Source organism: Duganella sp. Root198D2 (assembly GCF_001428585.1).
Taxonomy (GTDB): Bacteria; Pseudomonadota; Gammaproteobacteria; order Burkholderiales; family Burkholderiaceae_D; genus Rugamonas.
Window position 1 is genome coordinate 13,731 of sequence record NZ_LMIC01000003.1, and the last position, 15,908, is coordinate 29,638.

At 66.3% G+C, this 15,908-nt stretch carries 12 protein-coding genes; 6 read left to right on the plus strand and 6 right to left on the minus strand.

What is annotated here, in order from left to right; genetic code table 11:
- The first annotated feature begins 128 nt into the window (after positions 1–128).
- From ASE26_RS05160 to prsR, 6 genes are all read left to right on the plus strand, one after another.
- Positions 129–1,766 carry a PAS domain-containing methyl-accepting chemotaxis protein gene (locus ASE26_RS05160; RefSeq protein WP_057245715.1) on the plus strand — a complete coding sequence of 546 codons (1,638 nt, stop codon included), beginning with the start codon at positions 129–131 and terminating at the stop codon, positions 1,764–1,766.
- 326 nt (positions 1,767–2,092) lie between these two features.
- A complete protein-coding gene (locus ASE26_RS05165; RefSeq protein WP_055926983.1) occupies positions 2,093–3,382 on the plus strand; it encodes a nucleotide sugar dehydrogenase in 1,290 nt (429 codons plus the stop codon).
- A gap of 32 nt (positions 3,383–3,414) precedes the next feature.
- The gene (locus tag ASE26_RS05170; protein WP_055926981.1) at positions 3,415–4,452 is read left to right on the plus strand and encodes an SDR family oxidoreductase; all 1,038 of its coding nucleotides are present in this window, start codon (positions 3,415–3,417) and stop codon (positions 4,450–4,452) included.
- 73 nt (positions 4,453–4,525) lie between these two features.
- Positions 4,526–5,929: a TIGR03013 family XrtA/PEP-CTERM system glycosyltransferase gene (locus tag ASE26_RS05175; RefSeq protein ID WP_055926979.1), complete on the plus strand. Its 1,404-nt coding sequence runs from the start codon at positions 4,526–4,528 to the stop codon at positions 5,927–5,929.
- A gap of 15 nt (positions 5,930–5,944) precedes the next feature.
- Positions 5,945–7,981 carry an XrtA/PEP-CTERM system histidine kinase PrsK gene (gene prsK / locus ASE26_RS05180; protein WP_055926976.1) on the plus strand — a complete coding sequence of 679 codons (2,037 nt, stop codon included), beginning with the start codon at positions 5,945–5,947 and terminating at the stop codon, positions 7,979–7,981.
- A 17-nt stretch (positions 7,982–7,998) separates the two neighbouring features.
- Entirely contained in the window at positions 7,999–9,357 is a 1,359-nt protein-coding gene (gene prsR, locus ASE26_RS05185; protein WP_055926975.1) for a PEP-CTERM-box response regulator transcription factor, read from the plus strand.
- 4 nt (positions 9,358–9,361) lie between these two features.
- On the opposite strand, the gene ASE26_RS05190 is transcribed toward prsR, so the two are convergent.
- From ASE26_RS05190 to ASE26_RS05215, 6 genes are read right to left on the minus strand one after another with little or no spacing between them, the layout of a single operon-like run.
- Positions 9,362–11,791, minus strand: a complete 2,430-nt coding sequence (locus ASE26_RS05190; RefSeq protein WP_057245716.1) for a hypothetical protein — start codon at positions 11,789–11,791, stop codon at positions 9,362–9,364.
- Positions 11,788–12,537 carry a tetratricopeptide repeat protein gene (locus ASE26_RS05195; protein ID WP_055926971.1) on the minus strand — a complete coding sequence of 250 codons (750 nt, stop codon included), beginning with the start codon at positions 12,535–12,537 and terminating at the stop codon, positions 11,788–11,790. Before ASE26_RS05195 ends, ASE26_RS05190 begins: the two co-directional genes overlap by 4 nt.
- Positions 12,534–13,826, minus strand: coding sequence for a glycosyltransferase (locus ASE26_RS05200; RefSeq protein WP_055927361.1), 1,293 nt, complete (start codon positions 13,824–13,826; stop codon positions 12,534–12,536). Before ASE26_RS05200 ends, ASE26_RS05195 begins: the two co-directional genes overlap by 4 nt.
- Positions 13,820–14,704 carry a hydrolase 1, exosortase A system-associated gene (locus ASE26_RS05205; RefSeq protein ID WP_055926969.1) on the minus strand — a complete coding sequence of 295 codons (885 nt, stop codon included), beginning with the start codon at positions 14,702–14,704 and terminating at the stop codon, positions 13,820–13,822. The genes ASE26_RS05200 and ASE26_RS05205 overlap by 7 nt, the downstream gene beginning before the upstream one ends.
- Entirely contained in the window at positions 14,697–15,536 is an 840-nt protein-coding gene (locus tag ASE26_RS05210; RefSeq protein WP_055926967.1) for a hydrolase 2, exosortase A system-associated, read from the minus strand. Before ASE26_RS05210 ends, ASE26_RS05205 begins: the two co-directional genes overlap by 8 nt.
- Positions 15,536–15,784, minus strand: a complete 249-nt coding sequence (locus ASE26_RS05215; RefSeq protein WP_055926965.1) for an acyl carrier protein — start codon at positions 15,782–15,784, stop codon at positions 15,536–15,538. Before ASE26_RS05215 ends, ASE26_RS05210 begins: the two co-directional genes overlap by 1 nt.
- Positions 15,785–15,908: the final 124 nt, after the last annotated feature.

The following is a 15,908-nucleotide window of genomic DNA, read 5'->3' on the forward strand; positions in this document are numbered from 1 at the left end:
CGCATCACCTTCCTATACTTGAACGCATGACATGGCTTGGGACGCCTGCTCGCGTCCCGCCTGCGCCATGCGGACCCCAACGCCCGGTTCGTGCCCAGCTTCCCCATCGCCGAACAAGGAGTTCCAGCATGCGCCTCAACACCCCTGTCACCCACCAGGAGTTCATCCTGGACGAGGGCAAGACCATTGTCTCGACCACGGACCTGAAGGGCAAGATCAGTTACGCCAACCCCTACTTCATCGAAGTCAGCGGCTTCACCGAAGCGGAGTTGATCGGCGCGCCGCAGAACATCCTGCGCCATCCGGACATGCCGGTGCAAGCGTTTGCCGACCTGTGGTCCACCATCAAGGCCGGCATGCCATGGAGCGGGATGGTGAAGAACCGCTGCAAGAACGGCGACTTCTACTGGGTGTATGCGAACGTGACGCCGGTGATCGAAGCTGGCCGCCCGGTCGGCTATATGTCGGTGCGTAGCAAACCCAGCCGCGAGCAGGTGGCGCAGGCCGAGCAGCTTTACCGCGAAATACGCGAGGGCAATCCGCGCCGCCTGCGCCTCGAGCGCGGCCGCCTGCGCCGCACTGGCTGGCGCAACTGGGCCAGCCGGCTGCGCGATATTTCGCTGGCCAGGGTGATCGGCATCGGCATGGGCGCGCTGACCGGCTTCCTGGCCATGCTTGCCATCTCCGGCGCCGCGCACCAGGCGCCGCTGTGGATGACGCTGGCCGATGCCGGCTTCATCGTGCTGGCGCTGTGCTTCTGGTACGCGCTGCAGCGCGCGGTCGTGCTGCCGCTGCGCATGGCAACCGGCTTTGCGCGCAAGATGGCCGGCGGCGACCTGACCGGCGCCCTCGATATCGGCGCCGACAATGAAATGGGGCAGTTGCTGGCGGCGCTGCGCCAGACCAACGTCAACTTGCACAGCATCATCGGCGACGTGCGCAGCAACTTCGATGAAATCCAGACCGCCACCAGCGAAATCGCCAGCGGCAACCTGGACCTGTCGGGCCGCACCGAGTCGCAGGCATCGAGCCTGCAGCAGACCGCGGCCAGCATGGAACAGCTGACCAGCAACGTGCAGCAGAGCGCGGCCAGCGTGCACAGTGCCAACGAACTGGCCGGCCAGGCCTCCAGCGTGGCGGCGGCCGGCGGCTCCATCGTCTCGCAAGTGGTGCAGACCATGGACGATATCAGCCAGTCCTCGCGCAAGATCCTCGACATTATCGGCATGATCGACGGCATCGCCTTCCAGACCAATATCCTGGCCCTGAATGCGGCCGTGGAAGCGGCGCGGGCCGGCGAACACGGCAAGGGCTTTGCCGTGGTGGCCACCGAGGTGCGCAGCCTGGCCCAGCGCTCTGCCAGCGCCGCCAAGGAAGTCAAGCAGCTGATCGACAGTTCGATCGCCAAGGTCGATGCCGGCGCCAGGCTGACCAGTAACGCCGGCGCCACCATGAGCGAAGTGATCGAATCGGTCGGCCGCGTCACCCGCGTCATGGACGAGATCCACCATGCCACCCAGGAGCAAAGCCGCGGCATTGGCCAGGTCAACCAGGCGGTGCTGCATATCGACGACATCACGCAGCAGAACGCCGCCCTGGTCGAACAGGCTGCCGCGGCCGCCGGCAGCCTGGCGCGCCAGGCCGAATGGGTGGCGCAAGCGATCGCAGTGTTCAAGCTGAAACAGATCGCCGCCCGCAGCGCGCTGCCGCAAGGTGTGGCGCCGGCGCCTCTTGCCAAGCGAACGGTCATCGCTTTGTCGCAATAATCATTTATCATTTAGGCAATGCTGGCGGCCCGCGGGTCGCCGCGTTGCTTTATGGTGCAGTGCAATCAAAAGGCTGTGACAGCCTCCGGGCTTCCGTGTAAAATTGACAAGCCGTATCAAATGGACAAGTTAATTGGCAAACATTCCATACATTTCTGTCGCATTTGGCCAACGGAAAGCCCGCTGAATTGTTACACGCACCATAGTGCAGGGCCCACTTTTTAGCCGCCCGGCGGACGCAAATTGTGAACTGTACATTGTAGTTGCGGGGCTTCTGGAATATATTGTTAGCATAATAGTAAGTGGCAATTCTCACGGGAACTGATATGGATCAGAACAAGGTGGTAGCAGTCGTAGGGTTGGGCTATGTGGGCCTGCCCTTGGCGGTAGAGTTTGGCAAGAAGCGCAAGACTATCGGTTTCGACCTGTCGCAGTCCAAGATTGAAAATTACCGGCAATTCTGCGATCCGACCGGCGAAGTGTCGGAAGCGGAACTGCGCGAAGCGACCCAGTTGCACGTGACCTATGACCCGGCCGCGCTGGCCGAGGCCGATTACATCGTGGTGGCAGTGCCGACCCCGGTCGACAACGCCCATTCGCCCGATTTCAGCCCGCTGGTCGGCGCCTCGACCACGGTTGGCAAGTACATGAAGAAGGGCGCCATCGTCGTCTATGAATCGACGGTGTACCCGGGCGCCACCGAAGAAGTCTGCATCCCCGTGCTGGAAAAACATTCCGGACTGAAATGGCCGCAAGACTTCAACGTCGGCTATTCGCCGGAACGTATCAATCCAGGCGACAAACAGCACCGCCTGACAACGATTTTGAAGGTGGTTTCGGGAGATAATCCAGCAACTCTCGAAGAGGTTGCTAAACTATATGAATCGATAGTGACTGCTGGGGTATACCGGGCTTCCAGCGTGAAAGTTGCGGAAGCGGCCAAGGTGATCGAAAATACGCAGCGCGACCTGAATATCGCGCTGATGAACGAGCTGGCAATCATCTTCGACAAGATAGGCATCGATACGCTGGAAGTGCTGCAGGCGGCTGGCACGAAGTGGAATTTCCTGCCTTTCCGTCCCGGCCTGGTTGGCGGCCACTGCATCGGCGTCGATCCCTACTACCTGACCCACAAGGCCGACATGATCGGCTACCACCCGCAGGTGATCCTGGCGGGGCGCCGCATCAATGACGGCATGGCCAAGTTCGTGGCCGAGAAAACCGTCAAGCAGATGATCGCGGCGGGCTGCCACATCAAGGGGGCGAAAGTGAACGTGCTGGGCCTGACCTTCAAGGAAAACTGCCCGGACTTGCGCAATTCGAAGGTGGCGGACGTGGTGTTTGAACTGAAGTCGTATGGCCTCGACGTGCACGTGCACGATCCGGTGGCTGATTCGGAGGAATCGGTGCACGAGTACGGCATTCGCCTGGAAAGCTGGGACAGCCTGCCGCAAGCCGATGCGGTCGTGGCTGCGGTATCGCACCAGGAATTGCTGGCGCTGTCGCTCGGGGATTTGTCGTCCAAGCTGAATCCGGGCGGCGTCTTCATCGATGTGAAATCGGCATTCAATATGGCAGGCCTGGAAGAAGCTGGTTACAGCGTCTGGCGCCTGTAACAAAAATATCAGGGAAGCCTGGGAGGGCTGTAGTGGGCAAGTTTGACGACGTGCGGCTGCATTTGCGTGGCCAGCGATACCATTGGCTGGTGACGGGTGCTGCCGGTTTCATCGGCTCCAACCTGGTCGAGGCGCTGCTCAAGCTCGGCCAGCAGGTCACGGGCCTGGACAACTTCGCCACCGGCCACCAGCACAACCTGGACCAGGTGCGCGAAGCGGTCGGTTCCGCGGCCTGGGCCTCGTTCAGCTTCATCCAAGGCGATATCCGCGACCTGGCGACCTGCCAGCAAGCCTGCGCCGGGAAAGACTATGTCCTGCACCAGGCCGCACTTGGTTCGGTCAGCCGCTCGATCGACGATCCGCTGCTGACCCACGGCACCAATGTGACCGGCTTCCTGCACATGCTGGTGGCGGCGCGCGACGCCCGGGTGCGGCGCTTCGTCTATGCAGCGTCCAGTTCCACCTACGGCGACCATCCGGCGCTGCCGAAAGTGGAAGACACCATCGGCCGGCCGCTGTCGCCGTATGCCGTCACCAAATATGCCGACGAGCTGTATGCCGATGTTTTCGCCCGCACGTATGGCATGGAAACCATCGGCCTGCGCTATTTCAACGTGTTCGGCCCGCGCCAGGACCCGGACGGCGCCTATGCGGCCGTGATACCGCAGTGGGTGTCGGCCCTGATCCGCAACCGTCCCCTGTTCATCAATGGCGACGGCGAAACCAGCCGCGATTTCTGCTTCATCGACAACGTGGTGCAAGCCAACCTGCTGGCAGCCATGGCCGACAAGCCGGGCGCTGCCAACCAGGTGTACAACGTGGCGCTCAATGAGCGCACCAGTCTCAACCAGCTGTACCTGATGATGCGCGAGTTGCTGCAGGAGCGTTTCCCGCACCTGTTGCAGCACCAGGCGCAATACCAGGAATTCCGGGCCGGCGACGTGCGCCATTCGCAGGCCGATATCAGCAAGGCGCGCGAGCTGTTGGGTTTCAATCCTTCGCACCGTATTGGCGAAGGCTTGAAGGAGGCCATGGACTGGTACGTCCGCCACCTGGCCCCACGAGACTAGTTAACGAGACATGGCCGCAAGGCTCCGCGCGCTTACACGGCCAGCATGAGCAGTAAAGCGGGAGGGAATAAAAATGCTAAGAATTTCCAATCACTACATTTCCAAGGTTGTCTTCAGCCTGCTCTTCCTGGAGGTGTTGATCCTGATTGGCTCGTTCTACGCTGGCGCTGGGCTGCGTTTTTTCGACGGTGAACAGTTCGCCATACCGAAGCTCGACCACTTCTTCATGTCGGCCTGTATTTTTGCGGCCGCTATCGTGTTCAGCATGTCTGCGCTGGGCATGTACCAGATCAATTTCCAGGAAGGCTTGCGCAATCCCTTCTTCCTGCAATTGATGCCTTCCTTCGCCATGGGCTTTTGCATCCTGACCCTGGTGTTTTACCTGGCGCCGGACCTGTATTTCGGGCGCGGCATCCTGGTCCTGGTGTTCATCATTTCCGGCTTCGGCATCCTGCTGGCGCGCGCCATGTTCATGAAAACGTCGCGCACGCATTTCCTGTCGACCCGCATCATCTTCCTCGGCTGCGGCAGCATGGCCAAGGAGTGCGGCGAGCTGGCCACGCGCGACACCAACTACCGCCGCTACGACGTGGCCGGCTATGTGGCGGTGCCGTCGGAAGAAACCTGCGTGCCGCAGAACCAGCTGCTGCACCTGCCCGAAGGCGGTTCGCTGGTAGCGCTGGCAAACGCCCAGCGCGTATCGGAAATCGTGGTCTCGGTGCAGAACCGCCGCGGCGGCGCCTTCCCGATCAAGGAACTGCTCGAGTGCAAGCTGTACGGCATCCAGGTCACCGACGCCGCCACCTTCTTCGAGCGCGAAACCTACCAGATCCGGGTCGAGTCGGTGCAGCCTTCCTGGCTGGTGTTCGGCGGCGGCTTCGACCAGAGTTTCATGCGCACCTTCATGAAGCGCGCGGTGGACGTGGTGGCCAGCCTGTCGTTGCTGGTGGTGTCCCTGCCGGTGATGCTCATCACCGCGCTGGCCATCGTGATCGAAGACGGCGCACCGGTGTTCTATTCGCAGGAACGGGTGGGCATGGACGGCCGCGTGTTCCGCGTCCTGAAGTTCCGCAGCATGTTCAAGAACGCGGAAAAGAACGGCACCCCGCAATGGGCCGCCAAGAACGACCCGCGCATCACGCGCGTGGGCAATATCATCCGCAAGCTGCGGATCGACGAATTGCCGCAGATCCTCAACGTGCTGAAGGGCGAAATGTCCTTCGTCGGCCCGCGCCCCGAGCGTCCTTACTTTGTCGAGCAGCTGACCGAGCGCGTGCCTTACTACAATGTGCGCCACAGCATCAAGCCGGGCATCACCGGCTGGGCCCAGGTGCGCTATGGCTATGGCGATACGGTGGAAGACGCGCTGCAGAAGCTGCAGTACGACCTGTACTACGTCAAGAACAACAGCCTGCTGCTCGATGTGCTGGTCCTGATCGATACCATCAAGGTGGTCATGTTCAGGGGAGGCCGTTAAGCACATGGAGTCCTGATGCCGACCAGTATCACCGCCTTCAGTTACGCCAGCGCTGCGCTGGCGTTTCTGTTATTTAGCGTGCTGGTCCTGACCGGCTGGCGCCAGCGCCCGGACCAGCGTCCGCACCAGCGCGTGCTGGCCGCCGCTTCACTGCTGACAGTGCTGTGGGGCGCGGTGATGGCCAGCGCCACCGTGGTGCCGTGGGCGCTGTGGGTGCTGCATGGCGCCGAGTGGCTGCGCAACGCGGCCTGGACCGCCGTGCTGCTGGCCATGCTGGGCCTGTGGCAGCGCGCCGCGCGCACCTTCCAGGCCAGCCTGGCGGTGTATGGCGCCATGCTGCTGGCCAGCCTGCTGGCGCAGCAGCTGCCGCCAAGCCTGGCCTTCCATGTGCTGGCCATCGGCCGCCTCGGCATGGCGGTGCTGGGCATGCTGCTGGTGGAACAGCTGTACCGCGACCGCAGCGTGCAGATACGCTGGGCCATGAAGTTCATCTGCCTCGGCCTGGGTGCGCTGTTTGCCTACGACTTTTACCTGTACAGCGATATGCTGCTGCTGCGCGAACTCGACCCTGAACTGTGGGCGGCGCGCGGCCTGGTCAATGCGCTGATCGTGCCGCTGCTGGCGATTTCGCTGTTGCGGCGCGCTTCCTGGCCGGCCCAGCTGGCAGTGTCGCGCCGCGTCGCCTTCCATTCCGCGGCCCTGCTCGGTTCGGCGGTCTACCTGCTGGCCATGAGCCTGGCGGCCTACTACCTGCGTTTCGTCGGCGGTTCCTGGGGCGGCCTGATGCAGCTGGCCTTCCTGTTTGGCGCCACCTTCCTGCTGGCGGGCGTGCTGTTCTCGGGATCCTTCCGCGCCTGGCTCAAAGTTTTCATCAGCAAGCATTTCTACCGCTACAACTACGACTACCGCGAAGAGTGGCTGGCCTTTACCCGCACCCTGTCGGATACCGGCCCCAACCTGGGCGAACGCACCATCTCGGCCCTGGCCGAACTGGTGGAAAGCCAGGGCGGCGCGCTGTGGATACGGCGCGAACAGCGTTTCGAGCCGCTGGCCTCCTGGCATGTGCAGGCCCAGCATGCGAGCGAAGCGGCCGATTCGGCGTTTTGCCAATTGATGGAAAGCAAGCAGTGGCTGGTGGACGTGGGCACGCACGAGTTGCACGACCCGCAAGTGCCGCTGCCGGCCTGGCTGCTGGCCTTCCCCAAGGCCTGGCTGGTGCTGCCGCTGCTGCTGCAGGGGCGGCTGGCCGGATTTGTGGTGCTGATGGCGTCGCGCAGCGAGGTCAAGCTGAACTGGGAAGTGCTGGACCTGCTGAAAATTGCCGGCACCCAGGCCGCCTCCTACCTGACGCAGCAGGAAGCCGACAATGCCCTGATGCTGGCGCGCCAGTTCGACTCCTTCAACCGCCTGTCGACCTTCGTGGTGCACGACTTGAAGAACCTGGTGGCGCAGTTGTCGCTGATGACGGCCAATGCGGAAAAACATGCCGACAATCCGGAGTTCCAACGCGATATGATGGAGACCGTCACCTTGTCGGTGCAGAAAATGAAACTGATGCTGCAAAAGCTCAGCCGTACTGCTTCGCCGGAACGCGCCGTGCCGCATGACCTGGGCCAATTGCTGGCGCAGGCGGTAACGCTCAAGGCTGCCTTCGAGCCCAAGCCCTCGCTGCAGCTGGCCGAGGCCGGCCTGAAAGTGCTGGCCGAAGGCGAGCGGCTGGAACGCGTGCTGGGCCACCTGATCCAGAACGCGATCGAAGCCACCCCGCGCGACGGCAGGGTCGGCGTGCGCCTGGCGCGCGACGGCGAACGGGTGCTGGTGGAAGTCAGCGACACCGGCAGCGGCATGAGCGAAGACTTCATCCGCGAGCGCCTGTTCAAGCCGTTCGACTCGACCAAGTCGGCCGGCATGGGCATCGGCGCTTTCGAAAGCCGGGAATACATCCACCAGCTGGGTGGAACGCTGCAGGTGCGCAGCGCGCCGGAGCAAGGCACTACATTCACGGTCAGCCTGCCGCTGTACCGCCAGCAAACCATTGAACAAGCCGCCTGAAGGCGCAAGGACCCGTTGTGAGCCAGAGCAAACCCAAGCTGTTGATTATCGAAGACGATCCCGGCCTGCAAAAGCAGCTCAAGTGGAGTTTCGACGACTATGACGTGGTGGTAGCGGGCGACCGCGAAGCCGCGCTGGCCCAGCTGCGGCGCCACGAACCGGCAGTCTGCACCATGGACCTCGGCCTGCCGCCCGACCCGGATGGCGCCACCGAGGGCCTGGCCACGCTGCAGCAGATCCTGGCGCTGGCGCCGGACACCAAGGTCATCGTGTTGACCGGCAACCAGGACCGCTCGCACGCGGTGCAGGCCATTGCCATGGGCGCCTACGACTTCCACCAGAAGCCGTGCGAGCCGGAATTGCTGGCGCTGGTGATCCGGCGCGCCTTCGTGCTGCACGGGCTGCAGCAGGAAAACCGCCGCATGCAGCAAAGCAGCGCCGACAGCCCGCTGTCGGGCATCATTTCGCGCGACCCGGGCATGCAGAAGGTCTGCCGCCAGGTCGAGAAGGTGGCGCCCAGCACCGCCACCACCATGGTGCTGGGCGAGTCCGGCACCGGCAAGGAAGTGATCGCGCGCGCCCTGCACCAGGGCAGCCCGCGCGCCAAGGAACGCTTCATGGCGATCAACTGCGCCGCGATTCCGGAAACCCTGCTCGAGTCCGAGCTGTTCGGCTACGAGAAAGGCGCCTTCACCGGCGCCGTCAAGCAGACCAAGGGCAAGGTGGAAGCGGCCAATGGCGGCACCTTCTTCCTGGACGAGGTGGGCGACCTGCCGATGCCGCTGCAAGCCAAGCTGCTGCGCTTCCTGCAGGAGCGCGTGATCGAACGCGTTGGCGGCCATGAGGAAATCCCGGTCGACGTGCGCATCGTCTGCGCCACCCACCAGAACCTGAAAGAGCTGGTGAAAGCCGGCCGCTTCCGCGAAGACCTGTATTACCGCCTGTCGGAAATCGTGCTGACCATCCCGCCGCTGCGCGAACGCGACGGCGACTCGGTGCTGCTGGCGCAGCACTTCAAGAACCGCTTCTGCGCCCAGGAAGGCCGCGCCAACCTGCACTTTTCACCCGATGCGCTGGCGCAGATCGCGCACCACGACTGGCCGGGCAATGTGCGGGAAATGGAAAACTGCATCAAGCGCGCCATCATCATGGCCGACGGCCCGGCCATCACGGCCGACGACCTGGGCCTGTCCGGCGCGCCGGTGGAAGAAGAGCCGTTCAACCTGCGCCAGGTGCGCGACGAAGCCGAGTACCGCGCCATCATCCGCGCCCTGGCCCGCGTCGAGGGCAATATCGTCAAGGCTTCGGAACTGCTGGGCGTGTCGCGCCCGACGCTGTACGACCTGCTGGAGCGGCACGCCATCAAGGCCAGCTGAGCCCTCAGGTCGAGACGGCGCCGGCCTCCTCCGCTTCGGCTTCCGGGCGCCGGCGGCGCAGCTTGATGCGCTTGCGTGCCGGCTTCAGGCTGCCGGCCAGCGCAATCAGCAGGAACACAATGGTCAGGCGCGGCACGTCGGTGATGGAATCGAACAGCCCTACCATCATGCAGCCGGTCAGCGCCGCCAGGCTGACAGTGGCATAGCTGTCGCCGGCCAGGCCGCGCGCCACCATGCGCCCGCCCAGGGCCAGCAGCAGGAAGGCGGTGGCCAGCGCGCCCACCCAGCCCAGTTCGAACACCTGGTTGACCGCGAAATTCTTCACGTGCCAGGGCATGTGGTTGCGGTCGCTGCTGAAGAACCAGAAATCATGGCCGCCGCTGAAGCTGCCGTTGCGTATCAGTTCACGCTCGCTGCCGGCTTCCACCAGGCTCACGTTGTCGACCTCGAGCGGCGCCTTGTGCGAGCGGTTGTACAGTTCGAGCACCAGCGGCGCGCCCCAGCTGCCGCGCGCGCCGCGCAGCGGCAGTTCGCCCTGCACGGTTTGCCAGCCCTCAACCAGCGGCGCGGCCTGCCATTTGACCACGCTGCAATCCTGCGGGTAGATCAGCCAGCGCTGGCACACCATGGCCACCGGCAGCGCGTCCGCGCTCTTGCGCCGGATGTCGAGCCGGAAGCGGTACTGCTTGCCGGGCTGCACATCGACGTGCTGCAGCATGCGCAGCACCTCGCCCCAGCCGCGTGCATACTGGGCCGCCCCCAGCAGCAGGTAGCGGTTGCCCGGCTCGTCGGCATAGCTGAAGGTGCCCGGTACTTCGCCTTGCGTGTTGTGCCACATGTAGGCGATCGGGAAGCGGCCCAGGCCCTGGCCGAACGCGGTTGCCATGGCCGTGTCGTCCATCATGTCCAGCGCATCGCTCCAGTGCGTCACGCGCACCGTGAGGTCGTTGCCGACCGTGGCGAAGCGGCTGCCGGTGTAGTAGCTGCTGGAAATCGGGATCAGGGCGGCAAACACGATGGCGCTGAAGAAGGCCACGGTAAGGGTGCTACGCTCGAGTTTCCAGGGCGGTTGCGGCAGCAGGCGGCCGGCGCCGATGGCCAGGGCCAGCAGGATCGCCAGCGCCATGCCCGGCAGCGCAAGGTTGCCGCCGTAGTGGCGCGCCACCAGGGCCGCCGCCAGCGCCTGTGCCGGCAGCGCCGCCGCCAGCAGCAGCACGCCCCAGCGCCGCTGCGGCGCCGGCGCGGCCGCCAGCAGCGCCGCGCCGCCGGCCGCGCACAGCAGGGCGATGGCGTAAGCCAGGTAGGGTCCTTTGGCGATCGGGCTGGCCGCGCCGAGCATGCCAACCAGCCCCACCAGCAGCAGCAGCAGCAGGGCCAGGCCGGCAGCGGCAGGGGGCCGGGGCAGGCGCGGCGCGGCGCCGCCCAGCAGCAGGGCAGTGGCGAGCAAGCCCAGCGCAGCGCCCAGGCCGCGGTAGCCGCCATGCACAAACACCTGGCTCAGGACCCAGTAGCTCAGTAACAGCAGCAGCAGCGCCGCGGCCATGCGGCGCGCCGACAGGGTGCCGCCGCGCAAATGGTGGGCCGAACCCAGCACCACGATCACCGCGCCGGCCGCGGTATAGGCCAGGTAGATGTCGCGCGAAAAGGTGGTCAGGCCGGCAAACAGGCCCAGGCCCAGTGCCGCCAGGCCGAGCGCCAGGCGGCGCGGCGGCGGGTGGTTGACCAGCCACAGCGTGACAAAGGGAAAGGCCATCGCCAGGTAGGCATCGAGCGCGGCGCCGCCGGTATGCATGGCGGAAAACGGCGCTGTCGGGCGATAATCGCTGGAAAAATTGAACAGGCCGGGGAAGGCCATGCGCTCCCACACCACGGCCAGGCTGCAGGCGGCCAGGCCCAGCAGCATGCCCGGCACCAGCAGGCGCTGCAGGTTGCCGCCCTGCTCGCCCGCGGTGGCGCGCAGCAGCGGCAGCAGCAGCAGCGGCCACAGCACCCCTTTCAGCACGCGCAAGCCGTTATACGGGCTGGTGTAGTTGGCAAAGGAGTTGGCGTCGAGCGGCGCCAGCGGCATCACGCCGCGCCAGGCCGCCACCAGGTAGCACAGCACGAACAGGCCCAGCGCGAAGCGGGCCAGGCCGGGCAGCCTGGTGGGCGCCGCCTCGCGCCCCACGGCCCAGTAGCCGGCGGCGCAGGTGGCCAGCAGCAGCAAGTCCAGCTCTTCCAGGAAAAACCAGCCGGTCCACGGCGCAAAGTCCAGTACCGGCAGCAGGGCCGGCACGGCCAGCAGCCAGGCTTGCGGACGCCACAGCAGCAGCGCCATGTAGCCGCTGAGCAGGATGGCCAGCGGCAGGCGCGGCGCCGGATACACGCTGGCAGCCGCCATCAGCAGCAGCAGGGCGGCGAGGGCGGCGCCGCGCCGCCACAGCAGCCGCATCATGGCTTGGCTGGTGGCGCCGAGGCGGCGGGGGCGGCGCCCTCGCCAGGCTTGTCCTCGCGCCGGGCTTCCGCCTTGCTTTCCTCGTCAGTCTTTTCTTCCGCTTTTTCTTCCGCTTTTTCTTCCGGCAGCGGCGGCGGCTCCACCCACTTGCCGGCCTTGACCAGGGTTTGCTTCAACGCCGGCAGCGGGAACTGCAGCGCGTAGGCCTTCTGGGCATAGGGCAGGGCCTGCTCGAACTTCTTCTGCTTGGCATAGATCAGGCCGATGTTGTAGTTGATGGCCGGGTCCTCGGGGGAAATTTCCAGCCCCTTCTGCAGCATATCCAGCGCCTGCCCCTGGCGCCCCTTGGCATAGGCGAAGCGCGCATACATCAGCCAGGCGTTGCTGTCGTCGGGATAGAAGCGTACCGCGCGCTCGAAATAGCATTCGATGGGCAGCTTGGCCCCTTCCAGCACGCCGCTCGGGGTGCGCGGCGCCAGGCGCAAGGCCGTGTTCAGCGCGCGCGGATGGTTCGGGATGTGGACCAGCGTGTACTCCAGGTCGCCGCCCAGGGTACCGGATTCGCCGCGGATGCCCTGCTCGATGTCGTCGGTGAAGTGGCGCGAGTGCACCAGTTTCAGGAAATAGTCCGGCACGGTGCGGAAGTCGTGCTGGTTGATCGAGGTGTCGCCGCAATACATGCGGGCGCTGCCGGGCACGGCAACGGCGTACAGCATGGCGGCCAGCGCCAGGAACCGGGTTTTCATACTTCCTCCGTGGTGCCGGCCGGAGCCGGCAGGGCCTGCGATTGGGGCAGCAAGCTGTCCAGCATGCGTGCCAGTTCGATGGTGCGCGCCTGGCGCGACGCGGCAGCCACGGCGGCCGGGGCCGGCAGCGGCGCGCGGCCGGCGCGTGCCAGCTGCAGGAAGTGCAGCAAGCCGTGCCGGATGCCGGCGCTATCGTCGAGCGGGGCAATGGTGTCGACCCCGGCTGCGCGCAAGGTGGCGGCGGTGTCGCCGGCAGCATCGGTCAGGGCCAGGATCGGCCGCCCGGCGCGCAGGTATTCGTACAGCTTGGCCGGGATCTGGTGGTTGCAGTTGCTGGCCTGCAGCACCAGCAAGCCGTCGGCCGCCAGCATTTCCGCCAGCGCCGCCTGGTAGGGCACATGCGGCGCCAGGCTGACCAGGTCGCTGATCCCGTGTTCGGCCAGCAGCGCGCTGACGTAGTCGTCGTGGGCCGTGGCGCGCAGCACGATGTGCAGCTGGGCGGCATCGATCAGGCCGGCAGCCTTGAGTTCGGCCAGGGCGCGCAGCAGCGGCACCGGGTCGCGTTCGGACGGGTAGATGATGCCGCTGTGCACCAGGGTGAAGGGCTGGCCGGGCGCGCGCGCGGCGCGCGCTGCCTGGGCGCCGGCGTTGCGGAAATTCTCTTCGTCGTAACCGTTTTCCAGCATGGCAAAGCGGCTGCGCGGCAGGTGCGGATAGCGCGTGGTATAGGTCACCACCGCGCTGGGCGTATTGCATACCACCAGCGCCGCGTTGTGCACGGCCTTGCGTTCGATCCAGCGCCACAGCGCGCGCACTTTCGGGTCGCGCGGGTAATTGGTGTCGGTCATCGGGTCGCGCAAGTCGAGTACCCACGGCAGGCGCGTCAGCTTGTGCAGCAGCAGGCCGATCAGGGTGGCGCTGGCAATCGGGTACGTGCTCCACAGCACTTGCGGGCGGTATTGGCGCACCAGCGCCAGCCCGGCCGGCACGGCGCCCAGGCACCAGCCGACAAAGCGGTCGGGCCAGGCCATGAAGCCGAGGTAGCGGCCGCGCCAGGCCAGGTGGCGCCCGGAATCGATGGCAAAGGCGCGCTTGACCACCGCTTCCGGCGGGATTTCCGCCAGCTGGTCCGGGCCCTGGTTGGCGTAGGCGCGCGGATGCGCCGACAGTACCAGCGGCTGCCAGCCCAGGGCCGGCAGGTATTGCGCGAACTTCAGCGTGCGCTGGATGCCGCTGCTGCCGCGCAGCGGCGGGAAATGGAAGGCCACCATCAGTACGCGCTTCACCATGCCAGCACCCATTGCGCAGTCCAGTCGGCCACCTGGTCGCGCCAGGCACGGGTGGAGAAAGTGTGGTCGGCGCCGGCCAGGGTGTGCTGCTGCACGGCGGGGGCCGCCAGCGCTTGCTGCCAGCGGCGCGAAGCCTTGGTCATGTCGAGGAACTCCTGCGCCGTCAGGTCGGCGCCACTGAAAATGAACAGGACGCGGCCCTGGAAGCGTTGCATCGCCTCCAGCAGGCGCGCCGGCAAGTCGGCACTCAGGGGCGGCGCGCTGCCGTCGCGCGCGATGGCCGCTGCCGGCCCGGCCGGCTGCTCCGGCGCGGCGGGCCGGCGCGCCGCGCCAAGCAGGCCGAGCATGGAGTGCAGCGCGGCCCGGGCGGCAAAGCGGCCGCTGAACAGCTTGCGCCACAGCTCCGGCTCGCGCAGGCGCTGCCAGTAGTAGTGCTTGAGGGTGCTGCGCGCCAGGCCGGCAGCGGTGCGGGCCCAGGGATTGAGCAGCACCAGGCCGGCCACGCGCGCATCGCGGTGGCCGTAAAACAGGGCAGCGGCGGCGCCGTCGCACAAGCCCCACAGCACTACCTCGCGCAAGCCCGGCAGCGCGGCCTGGAAGGCGTCGATGGCGGCGCCGATATCCTCTTCCACCTGTTCGAAGCCGCGCGCCGCGCCCGCGCTGTCGCCCAGGCCGCGGTAATCGAAGCGCAGCACCGGGATGCCGCGCGCGGCCAGTGCGCGCGCCAGCAGGGTGAACTGGCGATGGCTGCCGGCGCGGTATTGCGGACCGCCGACAATCACCAGCACGCCGCGCGCGGCGGGGCCGGCCGCCGGGCTGAGGATGCCGACCAGGGTGTCGCCGCCGCAGGCAAAGCTGAGGGCGCGGTCGTCAGGCATGGCAAGCCTCGTCCAGCAAGTTGCAGGTGGCTGCCAGCAGGGCCGGCGCTTCGGCCAGCTCCTGGGTGGCCCAGAACTGGGGACCGGGCGCCAGGCGCAGCGTGGCGGCCACGCCCGCCTCCTGCCAGGCCTTGAGCACGCGCGCCGCAGCCGGCGGCAGCGCGCGGCCGTCTTGCGCCACCACCTCGCACCAGTGCACCGGGCAGGGCGGCAGCAGGCGGCTGGCGTCCAGGCCGTCGAAGCCCAGTGCCAGGGCCGGCGCCAGGGTATAGCCGGCGATCTCCAGGGCCGCGCCGCGCGCCAGTTCGGCGCGCAGGCTGGCCGTGCCGCCTGCGCCGCCTTCCTCGCCCAGCATCCGGGCCGCGACCTGCAGGCGCAGGAATTGGGTCAGGTGGGCGCTGCCCTGCAGCACCGGTTGCCACAGCAGGAGCGCGGCCGGGGCCGCGGCGGCGCGGCTGGCATAGTCGAGCGCCAGCAGCGCGCCCAGGCGCAGGCCCCACAGGCCGGGCGGCTGCGGCAGTGCCGGCCCCAGGGTGGCGGCCAGCCATTGCAGGCCGCTGGCGACGTCGGCCAGCCAGCTGTCCCAGCTGGCGTCGCCGAAATCGCCGGCGCTGTCGCCGCAGCCGTGCAGGTCGAGCTGCAGCACGGCATAGCCCTGGCGCGCCAGGGCCGCCGCCTGCAGCGCCGCCATGCGGCGCGCCTTGTTCATTTCTTCGCCGAAGGGCGGCAGGTACAGCCAGGCGCCGCGGCAGGGCGCGGCCGGGGCATGGTACAGCCCGAAGCGCGCCGCGCTGCCCTGGCCGATGAACAAAGGCTGTACCGGTGGCGGCATTATGCAGTCAGCTTGTGCTGCACGAACGCTGCCAGGCTGCCCAGGGTGGCGAAGGTGGCGGCGTCGATCTCGTCGTCGTCGATGGTGAAGCCGAACTGTTCTTCCAGGGCGCCGATCAGTTGCACCACCGCCATCGAATCGAGCTCGGGCAGGCTGCCCAGCAGGGCCGAGTGTTGGTCCAGGCTGCGTCCGGCGGGACCGAGGGCCAGCACATCGGTCAGGATGGTCTTCACTTCTTCCAAATACATGCGTTACTCCGTGGCAGCAATAAAAGTGACATGGTACATGGTCCGCTTTTTACCGGTCCAGCACGCCGGGCCGCGGACGGCGGCCATTTGTCGCCTGAATTGCATATTGTGCATCATTGTTGTC